Below are 24,168 nucleotides of genomic sequence, written 5' to 3'. Positions count from 1 at the left end.
AAGGCCTTAACCGATTGCCGCCTGATCCCTGTCCTGCTGCGGATCACCGGCGATCATACCGCCAATACCGTCCAGCGCCCCATCGATCAGTTCGGATACCAGAAACCGCCGATCCTCGACCGGACCCGGCAGTTCCAGTTTTCTTTCTGACGCACTGGTAAACCCAAAACGGGTATAATATTCAGGATCGCCTACCAGAACCACAATGCGGTGTCCGTCAGCCCGGGCCTGGGCCAGACTTTGCCGGATCATGGCCACACCGATCCCCTCCCCCTGCCGGTCGGGGTGAATGGCAATGGGTCCAAGCAAGATGGCTTTTGCCCCCGGATTGCCAATGCGGATTGGCCAGTATCGAAGGGTCCCCACAAGGGCGCCCTCATCCAGCGCCACGAAGCTGAGTTCTGGCAGCGGCTGAAGTTCCTGGCGAACCTTATAGGCGGTTTTCAAAAACCGTTCCGGCCCGAAACACAGGTCGAGAAGGGGTTCAATGCTGGCCGCATGGGCCGGTTGCTCGTGCAGAATTTGATACATAACTGAAATCCGGAACTGGAAAGGGGACAAGGTATGCCGACAGGCAGGCACCGCCAGATTTCAGAATGTCAGTTGAAAGCAGGCAGGACTAATCGGCGCAACGGGGTGTTGTACGTAAACGTCGTCGTCGTATGATCAGTTCGTTTGCCATAAAGTCGATCTATCACATGTGTTATTGCAAATAAAGCACTAAAATCGTCATTGCCTCGGCAAAATCCGAGCGGTAGATTCAGCGGGCTATTATTTCTTTACCGTCACCCCCACGGAGTTATCCCGCATGTTTTATGAAACCAAGGATCACCACGGTCTTAAACACAATCCGTTCAAGGCGCTTGTCAGCCCCCGCCCGATCGGATGGGTGAGCAGCATGGATACCGAGGGACGGCTCAATCTGGCCCCCTTCAGCTTTTTCAACGCCATGTCAGACAACCCGCCCACCGTGGTTCTTGGCTTCAGCGGGGTTCACTCAGAAGGCGGCCCGAAGGATACCCTCGCCAATATCGAACAGACCGGGGAATTTGTGTGCAATGTGGTCACCTATGAAATCCGCGATGCCATGAACGCCACCAGCGAAATGGCCGCCCGGGCGGTCAATGAATTTGATCTTGGCGGTGTTACCGCGTTGCCCTCAACCTTGGTGAAACCACCCCGCGTCGGGGAAAGCCCGGTCAATATGGAATGCCGCTACCTGCAAACCATCGATCTGCCTTCCAACGATCCGGAGCGCCCCAACAAGATGGTCATCGGGCAGGTTCTTGGCATTCACATCAATGACGACATCCTGACGGACGGAATGGTGGACATGACCAAATTCCATCCGCTGGCCCGGTTGGGATACAAGGATTACACCGCCGTGAAAGAAGTCTTTTCCCTGTCCCGGCCAGATCAGGAAAAACAGGACCGGAACCACCGCTAGGCGGCCGTTTCACCCGGCGATCACTATACGCCGTACCAGATCCCCTTGATTTCCCGCGCCAGCTTGCTGGCAATGGCGCGGGAGAAATCCTTGAAATCATCGGCCTCCTCGATAAAGGCCCCGACGCCACCGATCACATTGCGGCTGTAATAGCGGCCAAGATCGGCCCGCTCGTTCAGGATCGGCAAACCGTTGATGGTAATCCCGGATGCGACCACATCATCCCGCGCCGACGACACCGCCCCGCCAACGGACACCTCTCCATCCCCGGAAACGTCAATCACCTGCCGGGGGGCCGTATGGGGACTTTCCCCCAGCAGGGCCGCCGCATGGCGCAAGGCCCCGGCAATATCCGTCCCCCCAAAGGGATAACTTCGGGGCAGATAATCAATTCGTTCGGCAAAGGCCTCTGCATCTTGGGGGCCACCGATGACGGTCCAGTCAAGAACCGTCGTCTGTTCACCGCTGCCCGCCCATTGGGTCATGGAAACGGCAATCCGGCCAACGGGGCCGCCCTCAATGGCGGCATGGACTTCCTGATCCCGAAAGGCTTCGGCATACCCCCGCATCTGCAAACCGAATTCCGTCCAGTTGACACTGGAAGACACATCGATGGCCAGAACGATCTGGACATCCACTGGTTCTGCCCGGGGGGCAGACATGACACACAGGGAGCACAGCAAGGCTCCCCCCCATACAGCAATCTTCCTCATACCGATCTTTCCGATATCCCCGCCTTTATCCCTTCCTTCCGAAAACTTAATGTCCATTCTATGACCGGGATTGCCGGCAGGTGCAATACCCGCCCCCAAAAAGCCGGCACCGACAAAATAAAAAGGGCGGCCCCATCAGCCGCCCCCTTTGTTGTCAGAATCCCATGACGGCCGCTATCGACCTCGCAAGCTGTCGATCAGTTCCGGCAGGAACAGGGATATCTGGGGCACATAGGTCACCAGTATCAGGAACATCAGCAGCAGGGAAAGCCACGGCAGACAGGCCTTCACCACCCAGACAATATCGCGGCCCGTGATGCCTGCCGTCACGAACAGGTTCAACCCGACTGGCGGGGTGATCATGCCAATTTCCATATTCACCACCATGATGATCCCAAGATGAATGGGGTCAATCCCAAGCTGCAGGCCAATGGGGAACAGGATCGGCGCCATGATCAGCAGGATCGCGGACGGTTCCATGAAATTCCCGGCAATCAGCAGCAGGATATTCATGACAATCAGGAACCCCCATGCGGGCAGGCCCATTTGGGTGATGGTTTCCGCAATCATGTGGGGGATCCGCTCTGATGTCAGGACATGGGCGAAAAGCATGGCATTGGCAATAATGAACAGCAGCATGAAGCTGACCTTTGCCCCGTCCAACACCACCTTCTGCACATCCCGCGAGAAGAAAGACATGGGAATGGCGACAATCATCTGGCGCGTATTGCGAAACGCCGCACCAAGGCCGTTTTCCCCCTCATATCGCCACGGCACTTCCTTGAGCGGCCCCATGTCCCGGTACCCGATGACGGCAATCAGGAAAGCATAGACCGTCGATACGGCGGCGGCCTCGGTCGGGCTGGCGATACCGCCGTAAATGGCCCCGAGAACGATCACGATCAGGATGATGCCGCCGGACGCACTGAACGCCGCCGAGAAAAACTCGCGTGCCGACGCACGGTCCAGCGACGGCAACCCCTTGATCCGGGCATAGATATAGATCGCCACCATCAGGATCAGGCCCATCAGGATACCGGGAATGAACCCGGCCATGAACATCCGGGCCGCGGACACCTCGGTCGCGGCCGCATAGACCAGCATGACAATGGACGGCGGGATCAGAATACCAAGCGTTCCCGCATTGGAAATGACACCGGCTGCGAAATTTTCAGGATAGCCGGACCGGACCATCCCCACGATAACAATAGAGCCGATGGCCGCCACCGTTGCCGGGGAAGACCCGGACACCGCGGCAAATAACATGCAGGCAAGGACGGATGCCATGGCCAGCCCGCCGCGAATATGCCCGACCCCTGCCGTTGCAAACCGGATCAGGCGCAGGGCCACCCCGCCGGTCGACAGAAAGGCGCTCGACAGGACAAAGAAGGGAATGGCCAGCAGGGTGTAATGCTCGGTCAGGTTCTCGATGAATTTCAACCCCATCGAGGCAATACTGTCGCCGGACATGAAATAGATTGTCACCACACTGGAAAAACCAAGTGCGATGGCGATGGGCATCCCCATGAACATGCACAGGAACAGCAAGGCAAAAAGAACGGCTGCCGTCATTGATCCGCCCCTCCGTTTCGGTCCTGTTTTCTCAGGTCCAACTCCTCAAGGGCTTCCTTGGCCTCATCGGCAAGCGCGAAACCGTCCTGTTCTTTCTTCACGATTTTCCACAGAAGTTCAAGAAAACGCAGGATCAGCAGGCCAAAACCGATCACCAGAATGGAATGGGCAATCCATTTCGGGAACACCATGTCATCCAGTTCAAGGCCGATCTTGTACATCTTGGCCAGATATTCCCACGACCCCACAAACAAAAGGCCGCAATAAAACAGGCACAAAAGAACCGCCACGATCGAAACGACGCGCCGAACCTCCGGCTTCAACAGGCGAACAACCGCATCCACCCCGATATGAGCCCCGACCCGGACGCCGTATGACGCCCCCAACAGCACAAACCAGCCGGACACCAGCAGGGTCAGTTCCTGTATCCACAGGAATCCCGCATTGAATGCGAACCGCATGACGACTTCGGTAAATACAAGCAAAGTCATCGCGACAAGAAGGAGGGAGATAACTCCCTCCTCCAGCCTATCGACAAACTGACGCACGCCTCCCCCTGACTTCAAGAGTGCACATTTACGGACGATTAGTTATTGGAGGCAACCGCCGCATCAATCAGATCCTGACCGATTTCACCGGCGAACTTGTCCCAGACAGGTTTCATGGCCTCGACCCACTGGGCCCGCTCTGCATCGCTCAGGTCCAGAATGGTGCTGCGCCCGGAATCCGCGATCCGCTTGCGGTCATTGACGGCTTTTTCCTCGGCAATCTTGTTGCCATGGGCGATGGCTTCCTTCATGGCACCATCCAACTCCGTGCGCATATCATCCGGCAATCCGCTCCAGAATTCGTTGGAGGTAACCACCAGATAATCAATCAGACCATGGTTGGAGGCCGTGATATGTTCCTGCACCTCAAAGAATTTCTTGGAATAGATGTTGGACCAGGTGTTTTCCTGCCCATCAATGGCCTTGGTCTGCAACAGAAGGAACACTTCCGAGAACGGCTTCTTCAGCGGAATGGCGCCAAGGGCCTCAAACTGCGCGGCCAGCACGTCAGATGACTGGATCCGGAATTTCAGTCCATCGGCATCCTTCGGAGAGCGCAATTCCCGCGTTGCGGAAAGCTGCTTCAGGCCATTATGCAGATATCCCAGCCCCAGCAATCCCTTGCCTGTCATGGAATTCAGCAATTCCTGACCGGCCGGACCCTGCTGGAAACGCTCCACGGCTTCCATGTCCTTGAACAGGAAGGGCAAGTCAAAAACCTGTAGCTGTTTTGTATATTTGTTGAATTTAGACAGGGAAGGTGCCGCGATCTGGACATCTCCCAGAAGCATGGCCTCCAGAACCTTGTTGTCCCCGAAAAGCTGGGAATTGGGGAACACCTCAACCACCACCTTGCCGGGCAGGCGCTGCTCTGCCAATTCCTTGAACTTCAGGGCCATCTGGCCTTTTGGCGTATTCTCAGCGACAACATGGGAAAACTTGATTGTCACCGGTTCCGCATGGGCCAGTGCACTGGCCATGGCCAGCCCGGCCACCATTGCAACGGTTTTGATAAAACGCATTTCCAGTCTCCTCCATTTCATTTTTCTGTTTGCGGCCCCGTTTGACACGGACAGCCGATCCGTCAATTCAACTACCCCGAAAACACAATAAATCTAAATTAAAGTAACACAATACATTGTTTTGCATTCTTTAGCGAGCCAGCCGCAATCCACCGGTCGCCCCTGCCCCTAAAATGCTGGACGGAAACAACGTCTGCCGCCTTGAAAAGGCCTTGGCGCCACAAATTCCTGTGACGATGCCGGTCCGGTCTGCTATGTATGCCCGAACGGATGCCCGTCTCCCCGACCGGCCTTTTTCCTCATTACCCGACCCTCCCGGGGAAAGTTTGTAACAATCATGACGACCGAAGAAAGCAGTCTGACCTCCTCTTCAAAACCGCCTCTTCAGGCCCCTCTTTATGTGCTGATTTTCGGGATCACCTTCGGCACCACCATCTCCCTTGCCAAGCTGGGCGCGCAACATGGCCTGTCCCCCATGGCGCTTGTCTTCTGGCAAATGCTGGGGGCCGGATTGTTGCTGGCGCTGACGGCCTCCCTCAAGGGCCAGCGCCCCCGCCTTGCCCCGCGTCATCTGCGCTACTATGTCATTGCCGGCATTCTCGGGAATGCCTTTCCGACAACCCTGTCCTTCATGGCCGCCTCAAAGATCGGGGCGGGTCTGGCGGGTCTTGCCTATCCGCTGTCACCGGTTGCCACCTTCGCCCTTGCCGTGCTGTTTGGCATGGACCGGGCCGCTCCCAAGAAAATCTTTGGCCTGATGCTGGGCTTTATCGGTGCCCTTATCATCATTGTCACACCGCTTCTGCTTGGGAATACGGACGCCCTTGATGCGGCGCCGCCGCTCTGGGTGGCGCTGGCCTTTACCGTGCCGCTGTTTCTGGCCTGCGGGAATGTCTATCGCTCCCGCGACTGGCCTCCGGGTACCGGTTCCTTGCCGCTGGCGGCTGGGATGCTGCTGGCAACGGCCCTGATGCTGTTGCCGGTCGTCTATTTCACCGACAACCTGTATGTACCCGACCTTAGCGGGTCATCCGCCAACAAAATTCTGCTGGTCAGTATCCTGCTGTCCTTCATCGGCTTTATTGCCTATTTCGAATTGCAGCGGATCGCTGGCCCCGTCTATTTCAGCCAAATTTCCTATTTCATCACCCTGACAACCATGGCCTTCGGCTTCTTCCTGTTCGGGGAAAGCCTGCAATGGTATGTCTGGGGGGCGGTTGCCCTCATCTTCTGCGGATTATACATGGTGAGTAAATCCAAATAGGCAGAGAAGACTGAAGAAGACCCCAGAAGAGTTGATTCCGGCTCTTTCCAACCCCAGTTAATTGTAAACGGGTCTTCTTTCAGTCACAAATTCGTGTAAGAGTAGAAACAGTATACTCAGACGCCGGTCCTGTGCCTTCAGGGGACGTTCCGAAATGTTTCCCCCCAGAACCTTGAGCGGCGTTTTCAATCATTTGATGGGGCTTGTAATGAAAAAGATATTCTATGGACTTTTGGGGCTGATCGTCCTTCTGGTCGCGGCAGTAATTGCCATTCCCTTTCTTGTGCCGGCAGACCGGATCAAGGAAGAACTGATCATCGCAACCAACGATGCCACCGGGCGCACCCTCGCCATTGACGGAGATTTCGGGATCAGTGTTTTCCCGGTTCTGGGCCTGAACTCATCAAAGGTTTCTTTTTCCAATGCCCCCAGCAGCAGCCAGCCCAACATGGCGGAAATCAACACCCTGACGGTGGAATTGAAACTGCTGCCCCTGCTTGGCGGTCAGGTCGAGGTGGACAAGTTTGTCCTCGACGGACTGGTTGTCAATCTTGAGGTCGACAAGACCGGAAAACAGAACTGGGTCTTTGATACGGCCAGCGGAGAAGCACCGGCAAAGGATGCCAAGGCTGATGATGCTGCCTCCGGTGCGGACTCCCTCGGGATCAGCGATCTCAGCCTTGGTGACGTCCAGCTTAAGAACGCCCGTATTTCCTATACCGATCAGGCATCCGGCACCGCCGAAGTTCTGGACAATGTCAATCTGGCCCTCGTCCTGAAGGGGCTGGACCAGCCGTTCAGCGCAGAAGGTCGCGCCGACTGGAACAACGAAACCATCAACATCAAGACCAGTGTTGGCAAGCTCCGGGCCATTCTTGAAAACAAGGCGACGTCTGTCTCTGCCGAACTGTCCGGCAATCCGCTTCGCCTGACATTTGACGGTGAAATTGCCACCCTGACCCCGATTGCAGTGACAGGCCAGACAAACCTTGAGGTTCCGTCCGTCAAGTCGCTGGCCGGTTGGGTCGGCGCGCCCCTCGAAGCCCGGGACGGCACGTTTGAAACCCTGACAATTGAAGGCGCTGTTGGCGTAAAGGATACTCTCTATACCTTTACCAACTCAAAGATTGCCTTCGACAAGATCACTGCGGACGGCGACTTCAAGGTCAGCCTTGCCGGCAAGGTTCCCTCGCTTGAAGGGCGTCTCGATATTCCGGAACTGGATGTCAATCCGTACCTGCCGGAAGATCAAGGCGAAAAAGCCGATACCAAGGCAACCCCGGCAAAAGCAGACGGCCAGAAATGGGATGATACCCCGTTTGATTTTTCCGGCCTGAAAGCCGCCAACGCCAAATTTGACCTTACCGTCGGCAAAATTCTGGTGCAGGAAATCAAGATCGGTAAAAGCGCCCTGTCCACGGTTCTGAAAAACGGTGTACTGAATGCAGAGCTCAAGGAACTGAACCTGTATGAAGGTGTGGGCCGTGGTCAGGTTGTCCTGAACGCGTCCGGAAAAACCCCGTCCATCAAGAAATCCTTCACCATGGAAGGGATCAGCCTGAACCCCTTGCTGACCGATGCGGCGGATTTCGATCGCCTTGAAGGCACCGGCCTGATCCAGTTCGATCTGGCGGCCACCGGGAATTCCCAGAAACAGATGGTTGAAAAGCTGAACGGCAATGGCCGGATCCTGTTTGAAGACGGCGCCATCAAGGGTATCAACCTTGCGGCCATGGCCCGGAATGTAACCAACGCCTTCCAGGGCAGCGGCGACGAACAGAAAACCGACTTCGCTGAACTTTCCGGCACCTTCGACATCAAGAACGGCCTGCTCACCAACTCCGACCTGTTGATGAAGAACCCCTTCATCCGCCTGACAGGGTCCGGAACGGTCAACATGCCGCCGCAAACCCTTGACTATCGTCTGGAGCCGAAACTGGTCGCCAGTTCAGAAGGTCAGGGCGGCGGACAGGCTGGCGGCATCATGGTTCCCATCAAGATCACCGGCGGTTGGGACGATCCCAAATTCGCACCGGACCTTGCGGGCGCCCTCAAAAATGTTGCCGATCCTTCCAAACTGAAAGATACGCTGGAAGGCTCCGGCAAGAAAACGCTGGAGGATCTTGGCAAGGGCGGCGGCGATGCTGTCAAGGACACCCTGAAAAAGGGCCTGGGCGGTTTCCTTGGTGGCTCCAAGAACTGATCCGGCCACAGGCCAAACAAAAAGGGCAGCGGTTGCTGCCCTTTTTTAGTGTCGTTATCTGGAATGTCAGCCCTTGGGTTTTCTTTCTTCGACCGGGCCGCCCGCTTTTTTCCAGGCACCAAACCCGCCATCGATATGGCAGATATTTTCAAGCCCCATATTGCGAACCGCATCCGTTGCAAGGGCACTGCGCCAACCGGCGGCACAGAAAAAGACAAAGCGGTTTCCGCTGGCGAACACGTCCCGGTGATAAGGGCTTTCCGGGTCCACCCAGAATTCCAGCATCCCGCGCGGCGCATGAACGGCACCGGGAACCTGACCGTCCCGCTCCAGCTCCCGAACATCACGAATGTCAACAAAAGTCACACCATCCGTACCATGCAGGCCGATCGCCTGCTCAACGGAAAGGGTTTCAATGCGTGAATTTGCTTCCGCGACCAACTGTTTGACTGTTTTTTTCATTTTTGCTCCAGTGTCGTGATGAGATTATGATAATGTACATCCGAAAATGTCCGGGGTTGATGCTACTATCTCAGGGAGGTGTAGACCAGCCTATAAAAAGCGAAAAAAAAGCGAGGGAGATATGGACCTTTCATTCACAAAAACTGATGCAGAATTCCGTCAGGAAGTGGTTGATTTCATCAGCGAGAATTTTGACGACGACCTGCGCGGGAAGATGGCTACGAACCGCAACAGCTATCTGCCCAAGGAAGACCATGTCAAATGGCAGAACGCATTGGCGAAAAAAGGATGGCTGGCGACCGACTGGCCGGTTGAATATGGTGGGCCGGGCTGGACCCCCACCCAGAAATATATCTTCGAAACCGAAATGGCCAACGCCAATGCACCCGGGATCATGCCCTTCGGCCTGAAAATGTGCGCCCCGGTCATTATGAAGTTTGGCAACGAGGAACAGAAAAAGCGCTTCCTGCCCCGCATCCTCTCGAACGAGGACTGGTGGTGTCAGGGATATTCCGAACCGGGTTCCGGCTCCGACCTTGCCTCGCTCCAGATGAAGGCCGAGGACAAGGGCGATCATTTCCTCTGCAACGGCTCCAAGATCTGGACCACCCTCGCCCAGTATGCTGACTGGATTTTCTGTCTGGTCCGCACCTCGACCGAGGGCAAGCGACAGGAAGGCATTTCCTTCCTGCTGATCGATATGAAGACCCCCGGTATCAAGATCGACCCGATCCAGACCCTGGACCTGCCGGTCTCCGGCATGCAGGAGGTCAATCAGGTGTTCTTCGATGATGTGAAGGTGCCTAAGGAAAACCTGATTGGCGAGGTCAATCAGGGATGGACCTACGCCAAGTACCTGCTCGAATTTGAGCGGGGCAACGCCTATGCGGGCCGGTTGAAACGGGGTGTGGAGAAAATCCGCACCATCGCGTTCAGCGAAACCGACGGCAACAGTCCCGTCATCGAAAACCCGGACTTCCGCCAGAAACTGGCCAAGCTGGAAGTCGAGGTTCAAGCGCTTGAGATGACCGAACTTCGCATTCTCAGCAAACTGGGGTCCGGCCAGAATATGGGCCCGGCCTCGTCCCTGATGAAATGCCGGGGGACGGACCTCTATCAGGCGGTTGTGGAACTGGCCCTTGAGGCCGTAGGCACTACGGCGGTGCCTTTCCTGCCCCTGCGTCCGGGCCAGAATGAAGAACCGGTGGGTGCCGATTACGCCAGCGGCGTGGCGCCCCGCTACTTCAACGCCCGCAAGGTGTCCATCTATGGTGGATCGAACGAGATCCAGCGTAACATCATGGCCAAACTGATCCTTGGCCTTTGATCCGACGAACCGGGGCAGTTCCAAAAGGCTGCCCCGCCCATCAGGGACCTTGCCATGACAGAAACCTTTCCCGAAACGCGCCTGTCCATGTGGTCCGGGCCCCGAAATATCTCCACCGCCATGATGCGGTCCTTCGGCAACCGTTCCGATTGCCTGCCGGTTGATGAACCCTATTACGCCTGGTACCTGAAGAAAACGGGCCTTGATCATCCCATGAAGGAAGCCGTGATCGCCAGCCAGCCAACCCGCTGGCAGACGGTAACCGACACGCTGAACGGTCCCCTTTCGGATGGGAAAACGCTCCTCTACATCAAACATATGTCACAACATATGCTGGATGAAATCGACCTGTCGGCCCTCGCCCATCATACCCATTGTTTCCTGCTTCGGGACCCGCGGCTGGTCATTGCCTCCTTCGCCGCCAAGTGGGATCAGGTTTCCGCCGATGCCACCGGATTTGAGCGGCAGGTCGAACTTTACACCTATTTCGCGGCCCACAGCCCCAACCCCGTTGTTGTGGTGGAGGGGGAGGATATCCTTCGCCAGCCCCGTGAAATGCTGGAATTGCTGTGTCAGGAATGCGGGCTCCCCTTCGATGAGGCCATGCTGGAGTGGCCGTCCGGCCCCCATCCCGCCGACGGCGTCTGGGGCAAGCACTGGTACGGCGCTGTCGAGGCCTCGACCGGGTTCCAGAAATATACCCCGCGAGAGGTTGAGTTACCCCCCGCCCTCGAAAAACTGGCGGACCAGTTGCGGCCCAGCTATGAAGCCATGAAAGCGCGCAAGATCACGCTTTAAGCCTGTTCCGCAGCTCTTCGATCCACAACAGCACCCGATTGCGGTTCACCCCGAAATCGCGAATGCCGTAATGGGCCCGGCTGAACACCGCAAGGGTGGAGCCGCCCTCTCCCGCCGGTAAGAACCGGACGGTAATCGTATCGGGAAAGCCGATCCCTTTCGAATATTGCACATATTCATCCTGAAGCGGCACTTCGCCTGGCGGATTATCCGGCAGACTTTCCGGGAAGTTCTCTGGAAGGTTCTCCGGCAAGGCCTCCACCCGTGGGTGCGACAGCGCCACCACTTTGAAGACCTCCCGCAGGGTCTCTACGGGCACAGGAAAGGCCGGGCTCCCTGCATCGGGTACGGCCTTATGGCATACTCCCTCCGGTGCCATCAGAAAACTGTTCGGTGTGCGCGGTTTTTCCAGGTCACCAAACTCGATCGGCAACCGGCGCACCCCTTTCAACAGGAATTTAAGCATACTCGAAAATAGACCTCTCACGCCTTGACCCTAAATTAAAAGCTACCGTACCATAACCGGGTTCAATAATGAAAAAGCACGCACAAGAACAGGAACACCATGCTGAAACGAGAGGATTTCACCCCTCAACGCATTGATCAAATTATCGCCGAGGCCCGAAAGCACGGCCCTTATCACGCCCTCACCCATGAAGAAAGGGCAGAAAACAGGCTGCAATTTCTTGGGCAGAAAGAAAAGCACCCTCAAGACCGGCAGGGTAAGCAACAGGGCCTTTGGGTGTTCGGCTATGGCTCGCTTCTCTGGAACCCGGCGTTCGAGTTCGAACAGTCCCGCCCTGCCCGCCTTTTTGGCTATCGCCGGCGGTTCTGCCTGTCCCTCACCATGGGACGGGGCAGCCCGGACAAGCCGGGATTGATGCTGGCCCTCGATACCGGGGGCTCCTGCAACGGGCGGGCCTTCTATATCCCGGAAGAACTGGTGGAAAGCGAGACAACGATCCTCTGGATGCGGGAGATGCTGACCGGGGCCTATAAGCCGAAATGGTGCCGCCTCCAGTCGGACGGGCACATGTTCACGGGCATGACCTTTGTGGTCAACCGGGACCATCCCCGCTACGTCCAGCAGATGAGCCGGGAAGAAACGCTCCAGCGCATCGCCCGGGGTGAAGGCTATCTTGGCTCCTGCCGGCAATATCTTGAAAACACCGTGGCCCATCTTGACGAAATCAACGTGGTCGACAGCTATCTTCACGAGTTGCTCAGGGACCTGGAAGAGTCTGGGGTGGAACGGAAGCTGATCAACGAGCTTTCCCAAGCCAATGGAACATAGTGCAAGGGCATGTCCTGCGCTAACTTGCTACTATTGCCGTATTCAATGATAAACAACACAAGAGCAGCCTTCAGTATCATTCCAAAGACTTCGGAGAAATATATTCAAACTATTTATGAGACAAAACCCAGAGAAACCATTTAATACTCAAAAAACATCTGCCTCAGTGTCATTGAAACCGCAAGCTAGTCGACTACGTCTGATGGAATACCTGTTTCTATAAGTCTTATTGGATGATTTATGGTATAAAAATCAATATACTGGTCACATCCCCCTGAGACCTTTATTAGAAGCCTGTGGAATAAAATTCTTAAAATTTTGTTTTCCCGTATTAGAGCTGCATGATTTTTTTCTTCGCCCCCCCTTCCATGGGCCGCAGCATTCCTCCTTTCCCAAACGACTTTTTCCATTTCCGTAAATTCAAGATTAAGAAATTCATAAACCCTTTCGTTTACAAGTTTCTGTGGCGCGCTGTTAAGTGAGCTTATTTTTTTTCGTATTACCTTCTTCCCTTCTTCACATATATCAAGATGCAGAAGCATTTTATCTGCTTCTTTGGCAAACGCTTTCCAATCCATTTCTTCTAATATCTTAGTTTTTACTGCTCTCTTGTTAATACGAAGAATAGAGTTTGTTAATGCTTCAATACAAGATCCGAACTGCACAGGCGCAGAATGCACAGGAGAACATACGGCGTGCCAATACTGCCAAAAAAGGCCCCTAACATTATGCTTATCGTAAATTCCGTACAATCCCTTAACCAATAGATTTAGTTTAATCTCACTAATTTTAGTTTTATCTCTCTCACCTAAACATACGGGCGGACATATAGGTAAGTTGATTGCGGCTCCATTGAAGCTATACGCACTGATTGCAGAGAAAGAAACCAAAGATAATTTTTTATCAAGAATTGTGTTACCTAAATAAATGATAGGTCTTCCCAAACAAAATGATATACAATCCCTTATTTTATTCCTTACCTCATCTGATGGGCACCCCTTATACATAATAAATGCCCTCCCAGACCTTTCACCACTGACTTTCGAAACATACAATTCATTCCCATCAATAGATAATTTGACACCCCTTCTCTCAGAACCACCTTTACCTATTTTTTTCTCACTCAAACAAATTTCCGGCACTTCATCTTCAAAACTAACCGTTATTGTTTCTTCCCTACTAAGCGTTATGATGCGCGGCCAATAAAAATAGGAAGCGTCTATGTTCTCCACCCATTCAAATAGATAGCAACCATTCTCCGGGGACAAAAAACAACCTTCAACAGAGTGAATATAAGCTGTTTCTTCAAAAACACCACCTTGTCGAAAGTCACTTGAAATAGTATAACTTGTTGCTCCAACTCCTCTTAAAACGATCTCTCTTGAACTAAATTTAGATACTATTTTCGTCGTCTCTTGGTTCTCCCTGACTGTGCCCAAAGGGTAATTCACCCTATTACAGCGAACTGCTTCTCGAGACTTTGTTGTTACATAAATTTGAAAATCATCACTTCTTTTAATCGATATGTCAGATACCGGAGCATGCAAAATACTATCATCATGCAGCTCATAGTCACCATCATTTATGAGACCTTCAAAACATTCCCATTCGAATAAAGCCACCACAATAAAACTACCTTCTTCAAGCCCACCGACTGACCATAGATAGCCAAAACTACACCATAAAATTACAAATACCTCAACTAAACTGAAAGAACACAGCATAAGTCCCCGGAAAAAAATTGATTTAGCCAAGAATGGTTTGCGTGATTTAATCTGGTCTGATGTCCGCCCGATCTGGACATAAAAGTCTAGTAGAAATCCGCTTACTAATGAGCGCCCATTTCCAACAACATTGTCTTGGCGGTTTGAAACGACGTCCCCGGTGTTTGTCCGGCACGACCACTCCAAAAAGCAATAATCCCGGCACGAGGGGTCGGTGCCGGGATCATATCAAGTCTGACAGCAGGAAGCCTGAAGCCAGTGGGGTACTTGAGGTATTTGGGGTACTTGGTACTAATGTAATCAATACTGAATACGCAACTAATAGATACTCAATACTGGGGTACTCGATACTGTACTCAATACTAGGGTACGCGATACTGTACTCGTTACTAAAATCTTTTGGATATCGGGGGGGATATCCCGTTGACCGATGATCAGTCGCTCAACTGGGACGGAGTATCTGTGTTTTCAAAATAAATGACAAGAAAAATTAGAAAAAATTTATTTCCACGAAGACAAAAGTTTATCTATAATTATGGATGTATTTCAATATGTCTTAATTAACCACACCAAGATACATTAAACTTCTTTGTGAAACTAAATTATTACTTTAAACAACATTATTGTAATATTTTTATAGAACAAATTTCCTGAAAATTGTCCCCGCGCCGAATCAAGACCTTAAGCCCGATAAAGTTCACACCGCTACCGCATAGCAGTCACAAACGGGAACCTAAGGCAAAAGAGAACGACCACTACAGCTTCCAGCCCAAGAATGAAGCAAACTGTCACGGATGAATATTGAGAGGAAAGTGAGTGGCTGGGGTGGCAGGATTCGAACCTGCGCATGGCGATACCAAAAACCGCTGCCTTACCGCTTGGCTACACCCCAACGAGGAGCCCTTTTCTATCCAAAGAGGATCACAATCTCAAGTCCTAAATTTAATTTTTTCGTGTGGTTATCTGAAAATGCGACGATCGAGAAACTTGAGCAATTCCGTAAATACGACCGGTTCTGTCAGGACGTCCGGGGAATGCTTGGCGTGAAGGGCCAAAACGGCGGAGTGCGGGCTGTCCCCAAGAAACGGTGAGCAGTCCCCGGCATGGGTTGGGACCACGGCTGAGGTCACCGCAAAAACAGGGGCCACGGCGGCGTTGCGAATACCGCTGGCAGCGCTGGTCGCGACCCTGTCGGCCCCATGCCCTGCGTCCGTTGGCAGGCAATCCCATTCCGCCAGCACCCGGCCCGCAATTCCGGCGCCGGACAGGGTTGCCACGGCGGCCGCGCCATCCCGCTCGCCAATCAGGAACATACGGTCCGTATCGACCCAATCCTGCGCCTGCAGTTTTTGGAAGGTGTAATTGATTGTCGCCTGCCGCGGCGCGAGGTTTCTGGTCGCCCGGTCCAGATCGGAAAGCACCTCCCCCTCGCAGTGAAGCGGTTGCCGCAGGCGGGCCCGGCTGTCCGGGGCGAAGGTGACATAGCCCTGTTCGGCCAGTGCCCGCATCAGACGCGGCGAGACCGGCCGCTCACACCCGGCAATCAAGACAATCACCGGCCACCGGGTCGCATGGCTGGCCCCGGTCAGGGCACCGAAGGCCAATCCACCATCATTCACCGTGATCATGGACCCCGCCGAACCGCGAAGCGGCAGCACGACAAGCGCGTTTCTCCATTCCCGCTCGGGATCAGAAAGGTCATCCATCGGCCCCGGACCCCAGGGTCGGGTCTCGGTCCGGTGCGTGCCCCCTCCCCCGCAAGCGGGAAGAAGAACCGCCAGCATGAGCAGCAACAAAGATGCCTGCTTTCTCATCGTCTCCCCCCGTTTGTTTCTTTACGCCCCTGTATCCAGTCGCCCTGCCATGCCCCACCAGCGCGGATGGTCTGATGCAATTTTTTGAGCTGCCTGCCGGGCCTCTTCCTCTGAACTGAACAGGGCAAAACAGGTCGCCCCGCTGCCGCTCATCCGGGTAAGGCGGGCGCCCTCCAATCCATCAAGAACAGCAAGCACCTGTTTGATTTCCGGGCAGAGGCGGATAGCCGCCGGTTGCAGGTCATTTTCGCATTGCCGCAATCCGTCAATCAGGCCAGCAAACGACACCCCTGAAAAGTCCGGCACAGGCCGCGCCCCTTTCAGCGGTCCCAGCGCCTTGAAAACCTGCGGTGTGGAAACCTCGACCCCCGGATTGACGAGCAGGATACCCGCCTCGGGCAATCCGGGGACATCAATCAGCGTTTCCCCAATCCCGGACATCAGAGCGGGCCGCCCCCGCACACAAACCGGGACATCCGCGCCCAGCTCCTCGCCAAGAGCGGACAGGGCCTCCCTGCCAAGCCCAAGGCCCCACAAGCGATTGAGTAGACGTAAAGTCGCCGCCGCATCAGCAGACCCACCACCAATACCGGAGGCGACGGGCAGAACCTTCTTGAGCGTAAGCCTTGCCCCTGCCCCGGCGGCCTGCGGATACCGGCTTTGCAGAAGTGCGGCTGCCTGTGTCACCAGATTGGAACCGTCACCTTGCAAGGGAGCGGCAAACGGCCCGGCCACCGCCAGCGATACCGCCGTGTCCGCCTGTGCGGAAACCCGGTCCCCGTGGGTCAGGAAAACCGCGAGGCTTTCCAGCAAATGATAGCCATCCTCTCGCCGGCCGGTGACATGCAGGAAAAGATTGATCTTGGGCGGCGCGACTTCAAACAAGTTACCGGGTTGCGTCATCCGGCAGACCTTCCAGACCCGATTTCAGCTTTTCCTCAATCAGGGGGATCATGTCCTCCTCCGGCTCCAGCCACAGGGACCGTTGCCACTGATACCGGGCCTCGTCATACCGGCCAACCCGCCAATAGGCATCGCCAAGGTGATCATTGATGGTGGGATCAGCGGGCACCAGCGAGACGGCATTCTCCAACTGGGTTACCGCATTGTCGAAATCATTCAGCCGGTAATAGAGCCAGCCCAGACTGTCCACGATATAGCCATCCCGAGGGCGGAGAGACACCGCCTTAATGAGCATGTCCTTGGCCTGTTCCAGCTTCTCGCCCCGATCGGCCCACGAATATCCAAGATAGTTCAGGATTTGCGGATGGTCCGGGCGCAGCTTCAGGGCACGCAGCAGATCCTCCTCGGCGGCGGGCCATTCATCCATCCGCTCATAGGCAATACCACGGGCATAATAAAGCGACCACAAACGATCCGGGAACCCTTCCGACTTGTCGATGGCGCGGCCATAGGCGTCGGCGGCGTTTTTCCAGTCCTTGTTATCCCGGAACAGGTCCGCCAGAACAACCAGCGGCTCGATCTGGTCCGGGTTGTCTTTTGCCAGTACCTCCAGCTTGCGAATGGCGGCCTCGCTTCCACCAATCTTGTGTTCGGCCCATGCGGCACGGGTTTCCGCATTCACACCAAACTGGGAGGTAGGCGGAATTTTCCGGTACAATTCCAGCGCCTTACCCCAGTTGCGGCGATCCTCGGCAATCTCGGCCAGCAACGAAATGGCCACGGGGAAATCCGGCTTCAGCATCAGGGCAAAATGGGCATAGGTCGATGCCACGCCGTTGATTTTCTCCTGCCCGACAATGGTGGCAGAACTGTACAGGGCTTCGGCCATGCCTTCGACCGGATTGCGGATAAGCGGCTCCACCGGTTTTCCGGCATCCATGTCGGTCAGCATCTGGTTAATGGTCGGGCTAAGGGGGTACCGCTCCAGATACCCCTCATAAAGGTTTCTGGCAGCGTCAACCTCGCCCTGCTCCATCAGGAAAATCCCGTAGGACTGAACCAGACGGACAGCGCGGGCCGCGGGCCCCTTCATGGCCGCCTCATATTGCGAGCGCGCCAGTTCCGCATCCCCGGAGGCATGAGCCAGCAGACCAAGATGATAGGATTTCAGGACACTGAACCCTTCATTCCGATCCAGACCGTCCAGCGCCGCGACGGCGCCTTCAACATCCCCCTGCCCCAGAATAACCCACGCCATCAGAACCGGTTTCAGGAAAGAATTAAAGCCGGACGGCGTTGTCTTGTCCAGCATGGTTCTGGCTTCTGTCAGGTCGCCATTCCGCATGGCATCAATGGCCAGCACCAGCCACGCGGCATCGATGCGATTGTCCGGGTCAGCCGCCAGTTCAGCCGCCAGTTCCAGCGCCTTGTCCATATCACCGCTGGCAAGAGCCGCCTGAAACGCGCTTTGCTTCAGATATTCATCTTCATTTTGAAAGGTGAGGGCCTTGTTGAAGAAACCGGAGGCCGCCTCCATATCCTGCTCGCGCAGGGCCTGACGACCGGCCAGATAGTTGCCTTCCAGCGAAGGCGGGGATTCCACCGCCGTTCCGCCTTCATCAAGGAAAAGAAAAGGAACAGGTTCCTTTCCGTATGAACCATTGGTTCCGGCGCATGCATCAAGTGTTCCCAACAATACAAGACTTGTCAGTATTGTTCTGAAACTTCCTTTTTTAAGCACCGCCATATTCACTACCTCTGTTATCAAGTCCAGGTTCTTCCCGAATGAGGGACACTCTAGCAACTTGATAACAGAGATAAATTTTTTTTTGTCTTTGACGACCTTTTTTTACATGTTCGGGTAGTTCGGACCACCCGCCCCTTCCGGCACAACCCAGTTGATATTCTGGGTCGGGTCCTTGATATCACAGGTTTTACAGTGAACGCAGTTCTGGGCGTTGATCTGAAGACGCGGGTTGGACCCGTCGTCATCGGTCAGGAACTCGTAAACCCCGGCCGGACAGAAACGCTGTTCCGGTCCTGCATATTCCTTGTAGTTGATATCAACAGGAACAGACGGATCCTTCAACGTCAGGTGGATCGGTTGATCCTCCTCGTGGTTGGTGTTGGACAGGAACACGGATGACGGCTTGTCAAAGGTATAGACACCATCATATTTCGGATACTCGATCTTCTTGCAGTCTTTCGCCTTCTTGAGCGCACTGTGGTCGTCATGGATCTTGAAGGTCCACGGCTCCTTGCCCTGCATGATCTTGAGGGAAATACCGGTGTAAAGGGTGCCGGCAATCAGTCCTTTGCGGAAGGCCGGACGAGAGTTCCGAACCTTCTTGAGTTCGTCGTAAACCCAGGACGCCTCGAACAGTTTCGGATAGGTTTCCAGCACCTTGGCCGGATTTTCCGCATTTTCCTTAAACTCGGCCATAATGGCTTCGGCTGCCATCATGCCGGTCTTCATGGCTGTGTGCGAGCCCTTGATCTTCGGCACGTTGACGAAACCGGCGGAACACCCCACCAGCGCACCGCCCGGGAAGACAAGTTTCGGAATGGCCTGGAAGCCGCCTTCGTTAATGGCCCGTGCGCCGTAGGCAATCCGCTTGCCGCCGGTCAGCATGTCCTTCAGCATCGGATGGCTCTTGAACCGCTGGAACTCGTCATACGGTGACAGGTACGGGTTCTCGTAATCGAGGGCCACAACATAACCCACATAGGCCTGATTGTTTTCCAGATGATACACGAACGAACCACCATAGGTCTTGCTGTCCATGGGGTAACCGGCCGTGTGGAAGATGTGTCCTTCGCGGTGCTTTTCCGGGTCCAGTTCCCACAGTTCCTTGATACCGATACCAAAAGACTGCGGATCGCAATCGCTGCGCAGGTCAAATTTCTCGAACAGGCCCTTGGTCAGGGAGCCGCGCACCCCTTCAGCAAAGAGGGTATATTTCGCCAGCAGTTCCATGCCCGGCTCATAGGAAGGCTTTTTCTCGCCATCCCGGCCGATGCCCATGTCACCTGTGGCAACACCGCGGACACTGCCATCGTCATTATAGAGGACTTCCGCAGCAGCGAACCCCGGATAGACTTCAACGCCCAGCTCTTCGGCCTGTTCTGCCAGCCAGCGGCACAGGTTGCCAAGGCTGATGATATAGTTGCCCTTGTTGTGAAGCTGCTTTGGCAACAGGAAGGTCGGGAAGGTCAGGTGGCTTTCCTGTGTCAGGAAATAGAAATTCTCTGACTGCACCGGCGTGTTCAGCGGTGCGCCTTTTTCCTTCCAGTCCGGAATAAGTTCGTTCAGGGCCCGCGGCTCGAACACGTTCCCGGACAGGATGTGGGCGCCGATCTCGGACCCTTTTTCCAGAACGCAAACACTGATATCGATATCGGCTTCCATGCTGAGTTGCCGTAACTTGATCGCAGCGGAAAGCCCGGCAGGCCCGCCTCCGACGATTACGACATCAAATTCCATAGATTCGCGTTCCATATTAAGCCTCATCTAGCATTATTCTTATACACCGACAGGATTGGCAGCCAATTCATCCATTGAACAAGGAACAAGTCACCCACCCGTATTATTTTTTCAGATGACACTATATTTTTTTTGCGGTGCGTCAATCCCGATTTACATCGACTTTGGCAGTTTTCAGCGCCTTTTTACAGCAGACATCTGGACAATTACACGGCAGTTCACAAAAAAACCAAGTTTGACGCTGGGTTTCATGGCAATCCGCAACAAAATTCATCCGGCTTTCACGGACCCTCTTCTAAAGCAGGCTGAACTGTTGCTATGATAGGGTATGCAAACCTTGGCAGACATTCAGGAAATACTCGGCTTCTATGCCGGGGCAGGCGTGGACGAGGCAATCGGCAACGAACCGGTCAACCGTTTCGACCTTGTGGAGCGTGAGGCGGAGAGAGCCGCACCGCCGTCCCCTGCGGCGGCCCACCAGCGCCCATCCGCCGGCCGTCCCCTGCCGGCAGCCGCGCCGACGGCGGCGGCCCAGCCAAAGATCGCCAGCAATACCGAGCTGATACAAAAAGCGGCCTCCCTTGCAGCGGCCTGCAACACGCTGGAAGAATTGCACGCCGCCATCGCCGGGTTTGAAGACTGCGCCCTCAGAAAAACCGCCATGAACACGGTCCTTGGCCTTGGCAACAAGGACGCGGACCTGATGATCATTGACCGGGTCCCGACTTCGGACGAAGACCGGACAGGCCGCCCCATGGCCGGGGCCTCTGGTGATATGCTCAGGAAAATGCTGGCGGCCATCGGGATCGATGTGGAAACCACCTATATTGCAAGCGCCCTGCCCTGGCGCCCGCCCGGCGGGCGCCGCGCCAATCTGGAAGAGCAAGCCGTCTGCCGCCCGCTCATAAAACGATATATGGAACTGGTCGCGCCCCGAACCCTTATCCTGTTCGGGGATGCCGCCCCGTATCTTCTGGAAGAAAAAAGGGCCATCAACAAGTTGCGAGGCCAGTGGACCGATCTGGAATTCGGCAAGGGGCCGGTCCGGGCCCTGCCCATGCTGCACCCGTCCTTTCTGATCGAATACCCCGCCTCGAAAAAAATGGCGTGGCAGGATTTGTTGAAACTGAAGGCGGAAATGTCTACGTAACCGGGACTTGAAACCCGCCCGCCGAACCCCGGAAAAACAGAAAGCGAACAGTATCAGCATGCCGTCACGGATTTCCCGTATGTTCAATCGCCTCCCCCGCCCCTCTCGACTGCACCGTCCTGTGATGGCCCTGATGCTTTTGGCGTTGGCGGTTTTCTCGCTGCCCGGAACCAGTCACGCCAACGACCTGCCACAAATCCTGAGCGACAGGGACGCCGCCCTGTATCAGCAGATTTTTCGCCAGCAGGAGGACGGAAACTGGCGGGCTGCCAATGAACTGATCGGCAAACTGGAAAACCGTATTCTTCTCGGGCATGTACAATACCAACGCTACATGCACCCCACCCTCTATACATCCACCTATCCGGAACTGCATATGTGGATGAAGGATTATGCCGACCATCCGGGCGCGGATGATTTGTACCGCCTTGCCATCACCCGCCACCGGTCCGACTGGAAACCAACCCCGCGGCCCGAGAACGGTGGCTATCTTGGGGGGACCGGACCGGGACAGCCGTTCCATCTGTCCCGCCCCTATAAAAGCAAGCGCAAACGGTCCGCGACCACGGTGAACGAGGTGAACCATGCGGAACGGGTCGTGCGCCGCTACCTCTATCGCGGGCAACCGACCCCCGCCGCCGAGTATATCGCCAAGGACAAGATCAAGACCCTGCTGGACCCTGTTGAATATGACCGTATTCGCGCCAAGATCGCCCACAGCTATTTCCTGTATCAAAAGGATGATTTGGCCGTTGAATTTGCCGATGCTGCCCTTGCCCGGTCACGGAAATATGTCCCGCTTGCCGACTGGACGGTGGGCCTTGCCTCGTGGCGGCAGGGACATCTTGAAAAAGCCGCCAAGCATTTCGCGCGGCTTGGCAAGGCGTCCAGAATTTCCGGCTGGACCGCCAGCCGGGCAAACTGGTGGGCCTCCCGCACTTACCTGAAGCTGGGCCAACCGACCAAGTCCGTTGACTATCTGAAACGGGCGGCCAGTTACCCGCGGACCTTCTATGGCCTGTTGGCTCTTCGCCAGCTTGGGGTCAAGAAGCCCTTCAGTTGGGACCTGCCGGTCATCAGCGAAAATAAACGCCAGTGGCTTTTAAAAACCCCGTCCGTCCGGCGCGCCATTGCCCTTAGTGAAGCCGGTCAGTTCTATCTGGCCGAACAGGAAATCCGCTCCACCTTCAGCCGGATCAAACCGGATCAGGCCCCGCTTCTCATCGCCCTGTCCGAACGGATCGGAACCCCGTCGGTCGCCATGCGCATGGGGCTGTATCTTTGGGAACATCGGGACACCACATGGGATTCTGCCATTTACCCGCTGCCGCAATGGAAGCCGCTGAATGGATACAAACTGGACCGGGCGCTTATCTATGCGTTCATGAGGCAGGAATCCGGGTTTTACCCCCGCGCTGAAAGCCCGGCCGGGGCAAAGGGGCTGATGCAGATCATGCCGGCAACAGCCAGCTATCTTGCCAAGGACCCGTCCCTGAAGAAAAGGTCGAACCGAAAACTGTTCAATCCCGATTATAATCTGGAACTGGGGCAGAAATACCTGTCCTACCTGATGAATTATGACGATGTGGGGCAGAACCTGTTTCACCTGACCATCGCCTATAACGGGGGGCCCGGAAACCTGATCAAATGGAAGAAACGGGCGCAATCCTCGGACGATCCCTTGTTCTTTGTGGAAGCCATGCACAGCCGCGAGACACGCGCCTTCCTGAAACGGGTCCTGACAAACTTCTGGATCTACCGGCATCGTTTGGGACAGGACCTGCCCGGCCTTGATGATATTGCCGAAGGCAAGTGGCCACTGTATCGTCCGCAAGACAACAAACTTGGAAAGGTGGCTGACCGTGCCTGGAATTGATGAAAGCAGACCCTTTATTGCTGTCAGGATTGCGGTCCTGACCGTCTCGGACACCCGTGGCCTTGCAGAGGACAAATCCGGGCGGACACTGGTGGACCGGATCGAGGCCGCTGGCCACACGGTCGCCGACCGGAAAATCGTCCGGGACGAAGTCGGGGATATTCAGGACATCCTGAAAGGCTGGATCGCTGCCCCTGATGTGGACGTGATCATTTCAACAGGCGGGACCGGCGTGACGGGGCGGGACGTCACCCCCGAAGCCTTTTCCGCCCTCTATGAAAAGGACATTCCCGGCTTTGGCGAATTGTTCCGCATGCTCAGCTATCAGAAGATTGGCACATCCACCATTCAGTCCCGCGCAACGGCCGGGGTGGCTGGCGGCACCTACCTGTTCGCCCTGCCCGGCTCCACCGGGGCGGTCAAGGATGCCTGGGATGATATCCTGATCCACCAGCTTGACTATCGCTTCATGCCCTGCAATTTCGTTGAATTGTTTGACCGGTTGCAAGAACACCAGAAACGGACAAAGAGCTGATTTTCATAAATCATAAAGGTTGAATACACTTT

General features: G+C 55.2%; 21 protein-coding genes and 1 tRNA gene. 9 read left to right on the top strand and 13 right to left on the bottom strand.

What is annotated here, in order from left to right:
* Positions 1 to 6 precede the first annotated feature (6 nt).
* On the bottom strand, positions 7 to 531 hold the full coding sequence (locus tag FQB27_RS04780; RefSeq protein ID WP_169559699.1) for a GNAT family N-acetyltransferase: 525 nt from the start codon (positions 529 to 531) through the stop codon (positions 7 to 9).
* A gap of 277 nt (positions 532 to 808) precedes the next feature.
* Between FQB27_RS04780 and FQB27_RS04775 the strand changes: the two genes are divergently transcribed.
* A complete protein-coding gene (locus FQB27_RS04775) occupies positions 809 to 1,447 on the top strand; it encodes a flavin reductase family protein (RefSeq protein WP_169559698.1) in 639 nt (212 codons plus the stop codon).
* Positions 1,448 to 1,470: 23 nt separating this feature from the next.
* On the opposite strand, the gene FQB27_RS04770 is transcribed toward FQB27_RS04775, so the two are convergent.
* The 4 genes from FQB27_RS04770 to FQB27_RS04755 form a co-directional block, all read right to left on the bottom strand.
* Positions 1,471 to 2,160, bottom strand: a complete 690-nt coding sequence (locus FQB27_RS04770) for a DUF1194 domain-containing protein (RefSeq protein ID WP_169559697.1) — start codon at positions 2,158 to 2,160, stop codon at positions 1,471 to 1,473.
* Positions 2,161 to 2,334: 174 nt separating this feature from the next.
* Positions 2,335 to 3,732 carry a TRAP transporter large permease gene (locus FQB27_RS04765; RefSeq protein ID WP_169559696.1) on the bottom strand — a complete coding sequence of 466 codons (1,398 nt, stop codon included), beginning with the start codon at positions 3,730 to 3,732 and terminating at the stop codon, positions 2,335 to 2,337.
* A complete protein-coding gene (locus FQB27_RS04760) occupies positions 3,729 to 4,223 on the bottom strand; it encodes a TRAP transporter small permease (protein ID WP_169559695.1) in 495 nt (164 codons plus the stop codon). The genes FQB27_RS04765 and FQB27_RS04760 overlap by 4 nt, the downstream gene beginning before the upstream one ends.
* Positions 4,224 to 4,318: 95 nt before the next feature.
* Positions 4,319 to 5,302, bottom strand: a complete 984-nt coding sequence (locus tag FQB27_RS04755) for a TRAP transporter substrate-binding protein (protein ID WP_169559694.1) — start codon at positions 5,300 to 5,302, stop codon at positions 4,319 to 4,321.
* A gap of 337 nt (positions 5,303 to 5,639) precedes the next feature.
* On the opposite strand from FQB27_RS04755, the gene FQB27_RS04750 reads away from it, so the two are divergent.
* Both FQB27_RS04750 and FQB27_RS04745 read left to right on the top strand, forming a co-directional pair.
* Positions 5,640 to 6,566: a DMT family transporter gene (locus FQB27_RS04750; RefSeq protein ID WP_169559693.1), complete on the top strand. Its 927-nt coding sequence runs from the start codon at positions 5,640 to 5,642 to the stop codon at positions 6,564 to 6,566.
* A gap of 208 nt (positions 6,567 to 6,774) precedes the next feature.
* Positions 6,775 to 8,769, top strand: coding sequence for an AsmA family protein (locus FQB27_RS04745; RefSeq protein ID WP_169559692.1), 1,995 nt, complete (start codon positions 6,775 to 6,777; stop codon positions 8,767 to 8,769).
* 66 nt (positions 8,770 to 8,835) lie between these two features.
* Here FQB27_RS04745 and FQB27_RS04740 read toward each other — a convergent pair whose 3' ends face one another.
* Positions 8,836 to 9,231, bottom strand: a complete 396-nt coding sequence (locus FQB27_RS04740) for a rhodanese-like domain-containing protein (protein ID WP_169559691.1) — start codon at positions 9,229 to 9,231, stop codon at positions 8,836 to 8,838.
* Positions 9,232 to 9,352: 121 nt separating this feature from the next.
* On the opposite strand from FQB27_RS04740, the gene FQB27_RS04735 reads away from it, so the two are divergent.
* Both FQB27_RS04735 and FQB27_RS04730 read left to right on the top strand, forming a co-directional pair.
* Positions 9,353 to 10,558, top strand: a complete 1,206-nt coding sequence (locus tag FQB27_RS04735; RefSeq protein ID WP_169559690.1) for an acyl-CoA dehydrogenase family protein — start codon at positions 9,353 to 9,355, stop codon at positions 10,556 to 10,558.
* Between the two features lie 54 nt (positions 10,559 to 10,612).
* Positions 10,613 to 11,356, top strand: a complete 744-nt coding sequence (locus FQB27_RS04730; RefSeq protein ID WP_169559689.1) for a sulfotransferase-like domain-containing protein — start codon at positions 10,613 to 10,615, stop codon at positions 11,354 to 11,356.
* Here the strand turns inward: FQB27_RS04730 and FQB27_RS04725 are convergent.
* Entirely contained in the window at positions 11,346 to 11,822 is a 477-nt protein-coding gene (locus FQB27_RS04725) for a DUF1499 domain-containing protein (protein WP_169559688.1), read from the bottom strand. The genes FQB27_RS04730 and FQB27_RS04725 overlap by 11 nt on opposite strands.
* Positions 11,823 to 11,921: 99 nt before the next feature.
* Here FQB27_RS04725 and FQB27_RS04720 point away from each other — a divergent pair, with 99 nt between their 5' ends.
* Positions 11,922 to 12,650 carry a gamma-glutamylcyclotransferase gene (locus tag FQB27_RS04720; protein WP_169559687.1) on the top strand — a complete coding sequence of 243 codons (729 nt, stop codon included), beginning with the start codon at positions 11,922 to 11,924 and terminating at the stop codon, positions 12,648 to 12,650.
* Between the two features lie 185 nt (positions 12,651 to 12,835).
* On the opposite strand, the gene FQB27_RS04715 is transcribed toward FQB27_RS04720, so the two are convergent.
* The 6 genes from FQB27_RS04715 to FQB27_RS04690 all read right to left on the bottom strand — a co-directional run bounded on the left by FQB27_RS04715 (position 12,836) and on the right by FQB27_RS04690 (position 20,590).
* Positions 12,836 to 14,404 carry a hypothetical protein gene (locus FQB27_RS04715; protein WP_169559686.1) on the bottom strand — a complete coding sequence of 523 codons (1,569 nt, stop codon included), beginning with the start codon at positions 14,402 to 14,404 and terminating at the stop codon, positions 12,836 to 12,838.
* 787 nt (positions 14,405 to 15,191) lie between these two features.
* Positions 15,192 to 15,266, bottom strand: a tRNA-Gln gene (locus FQB27_RS04710).
* A 67-nt stretch (positions 15,267 to 15,333) separates the two neighbouring features.
* Positions 15,334 to 16,188, bottom strand: coding sequence for a dienelactone hydrolase family protein (locus FQB27_RS04705; protein WP_169559685.1), 855 nt, complete (start codon positions 16,186 to 16,188; stop codon positions 15,334 to 15,336).
* Between the two features lie 21 nt (positions 16,189 to 16,209).
* Positions 16,210 to 17,091 carry a 4-(cytidine 5'-diphospho)-2-C-methyl-D-erythritol kinase gene (locus FQB27_RS04700; RefSeq protein WP_169559684.1) on the bottom strand — a complete coding sequence of 294 codons (882 nt, stop codon included), beginning with the start codon at positions 17,089 to 17,091 and terminating at the stop codon, positions 16,210 to 16,212.
* Positions 17,075 to 18,694: a tetratricopeptide repeat protein gene (locus FQB27_RS04695; protein WP_169559683.1), complete on the bottom strand. Its 1,620-nt coding sequence runs from the start codon at positions 18,692 to 18,694 to the stop codon at positions 17,075 to 17,077. Before FQB27_RS04695 ends, FQB27_RS04700 begins: the two co-directional genes overlap by 17 nt.
* Positions 18,695 to 18,940: 246 nt before the next feature.
* Positions 18,941 to 20,590 carry an electron transfer flavoprotein-ubiquinone oxidoreductase gene (locus FQB27_RS04690; RefSeq protein WP_169559682.1) on the bottom strand — a complete coding sequence of 550 codons (1,650 nt, stop codon included), beginning with the start codon at positions 20,588 to 20,590 and terminating at the stop codon, positions 18,941 to 18,943.
* Between the two features lie 313 nt (positions 20,591 to 20,903).
* Here FQB27_RS04690 and FQB27_RS04685 point away from each other — a divergent pair, with 313 nt between their 5' ends.
* From FQB27_RS04685 to moaB, 3 genes are read left to right on the top strand one after another with little or no spacing between them, the layout of a single operon-like run.
* Positions 20,904 to 21,725: a uracil-DNA glycosylase gene (locus tag FQB27_RS04685; RefSeq protein ID WP_169559681.1), complete on the top strand. Its 822-nt coding sequence runs from the start codon at positions 20,904 to 20,906 to the stop codon at positions 21,723 to 21,725.
* 58 nt (positions 21,726 to 21,783) lie between these two features.
* Positions 21,784 to 23,601, top strand: coding sequence for a lytic transglycosylase domain-containing protein (locus FQB27_RS04680; protein ID WP_169559680.1), 1,818 nt, complete (start codon positions 21,784 to 21,786; stop codon positions 23,599 to 23,601).
* The gene (gene moaB, locus FQB27_RS04675; protein ID WP_169559679.1) at positions 23,588 to 24,136 is read left to right on the top strand and encodes a molybdenum cofactor biosynthesis protein B; all 549 of its coding nucleotides are present in this window, start codon (positions 23,588 to 23,590) and stop codon (positions 24,134 to 24,136) included. Before FQB27_RS04680 ends, moaB begins: the two co-directional genes overlap by 14 nt.
* The last annotated feature ends 32 nt before the right edge of the window (positions 24,137 to 24,168 follow it).

The organism is Sneathiella chinensis, assembly GCF_012720115.1.
In the GTDB taxonomy this organism is placed as follows: Bacteria; Pseudomonadota; Alphaproteobacteria; order Sneathiellales; family Sneathiellaceae; genus Sneathiella; species Sneathiella chinensis.
The sequence above is the reverse complement of the archived record's forward strand: the minus strand, read 5'-3'. Positions and strand labels throughout refer to the sequence as shown.

Coding starts and splice junctions, on each gene's coding strand:
- FQB27_RS04680 (WP_169559680.1), top strand. CDS start 21,784: ATGCCGTCACGGATTTCCCGTATGTTCAATCGCCTCCCCCGCCCCTCT.
- FQB27_RS04730 (WP_169559689.1), top strand. CDS start 10,613: ATGACAGAAACCTTTCCCGAAACGCGCCTGTCCATGTGGTCCGGGCCC.
- FQB27_RS04765 (WP_169559696.1), bottom strand. CDS start 3,732: ATGACGGCAGCCGTTCTTTTTGCCTTGCTGTTCCTGTGCATGTTCATG.
- FQB27_RS04690 (WP_169559682.1), bottom strand. CDS start 20,590: ATGGAACGCGAATCTATGGAATTTGATGTCGTAATCGTCGGAGGCGGG.
- FQB27_RS04735 (WP_169559690.1), top strand. CDS start 9,353: ATGGACCTTTCATTCACAAAAACTGATGCAGAATTCCGTCAGGAAGTG.
- FQB27_RS04740 (WP_169559691.1), bottom strand. CDS start 9,231: ATGAAAAAAACAGTCAAACAGTTGGTCGCGGAAGCAAATTCACGCATT.
- FQB27_RS04760 (WP_169559695.1), bottom strand. CDS start 4,223: ATGACTTTGCTTGTATTTACCGAAGTCGTCATGCGGTTCGCATTCAAT.
- FQB27_RS04770 (WP_169559697.1), bottom strand. CDS start 2,160: ATGAGGAAGATTGCTGTATGGGGGGGAGCCTTGCTGTGCTCCCTGTGT.
- FQB27_RS04685 (WP_169559681.1), top strand. CDS start 20,904: ATGCAAACCTTGGCAGACATTCAGGAAATACTCGGCTTCTATGCCGGG.
- FQB27_RS04750 (WP_169559693.1), top strand. CDS start 5,640: ATGACGACCGAAGAAAGCAGTCTGACCTCCTCTTCAAAACCGCCTCTT.
- FQB27_RS04700 (WP_169559684.1), bottom strand. CDS start 17,091: ATGACGCAACCCGGTAACTTGTTTGAAGTCGCGCCGCCCAAGATCAAT.
- FQB27_RS04745 (WP_169559692.1), top strand. CDS start 6,775: ATGAAAAAGATATTCTATGGACTTTTGGGGCTGATCGTCCTTCTGGTC.
- FQB27_RS04725 (WP_169559688.1), bottom strand. CDS start 11,822: ATGCTTAAATTCCTGTTGAAAGGGGTGCGCCGGTTGCCGATCGAGTTT.
- FQB27_RS04780 (WP_169559699.1), bottom strand. CDS start 531: ATGTATCAAATTCTGCACGAGCAACCGGCCCATGCGGCCAGCATTGAA.
- FQB27_RS04720 (WP_169559687.1), top strand. CDS start 11,922: ATGCTGAAACGAGAGGATTTCACCCCTCAACGCATTGATCAAATTATC.
- FQB27_RS04705 (WP_169559685.1), bottom strand. CDS start 16,188: ATGAGAAAGCAGGCATCTTTGTTGCTGCTCATGCTGGCGGTTCTTCTT.
- FQB27_RS04755 (WP_169559694.1), bottom strand. CDS start 5,302: ATGCGTTTTATCAAAACCGTTGCAATGGTGGCCGGGCTGGCCATGGCC.
- FQB27_RS04775 (WP_169559698.1), top strand. CDS start 809: ATGTTTTATGAAACCAAGGATCACCACGGTCTTAAACACAATCCGTTC.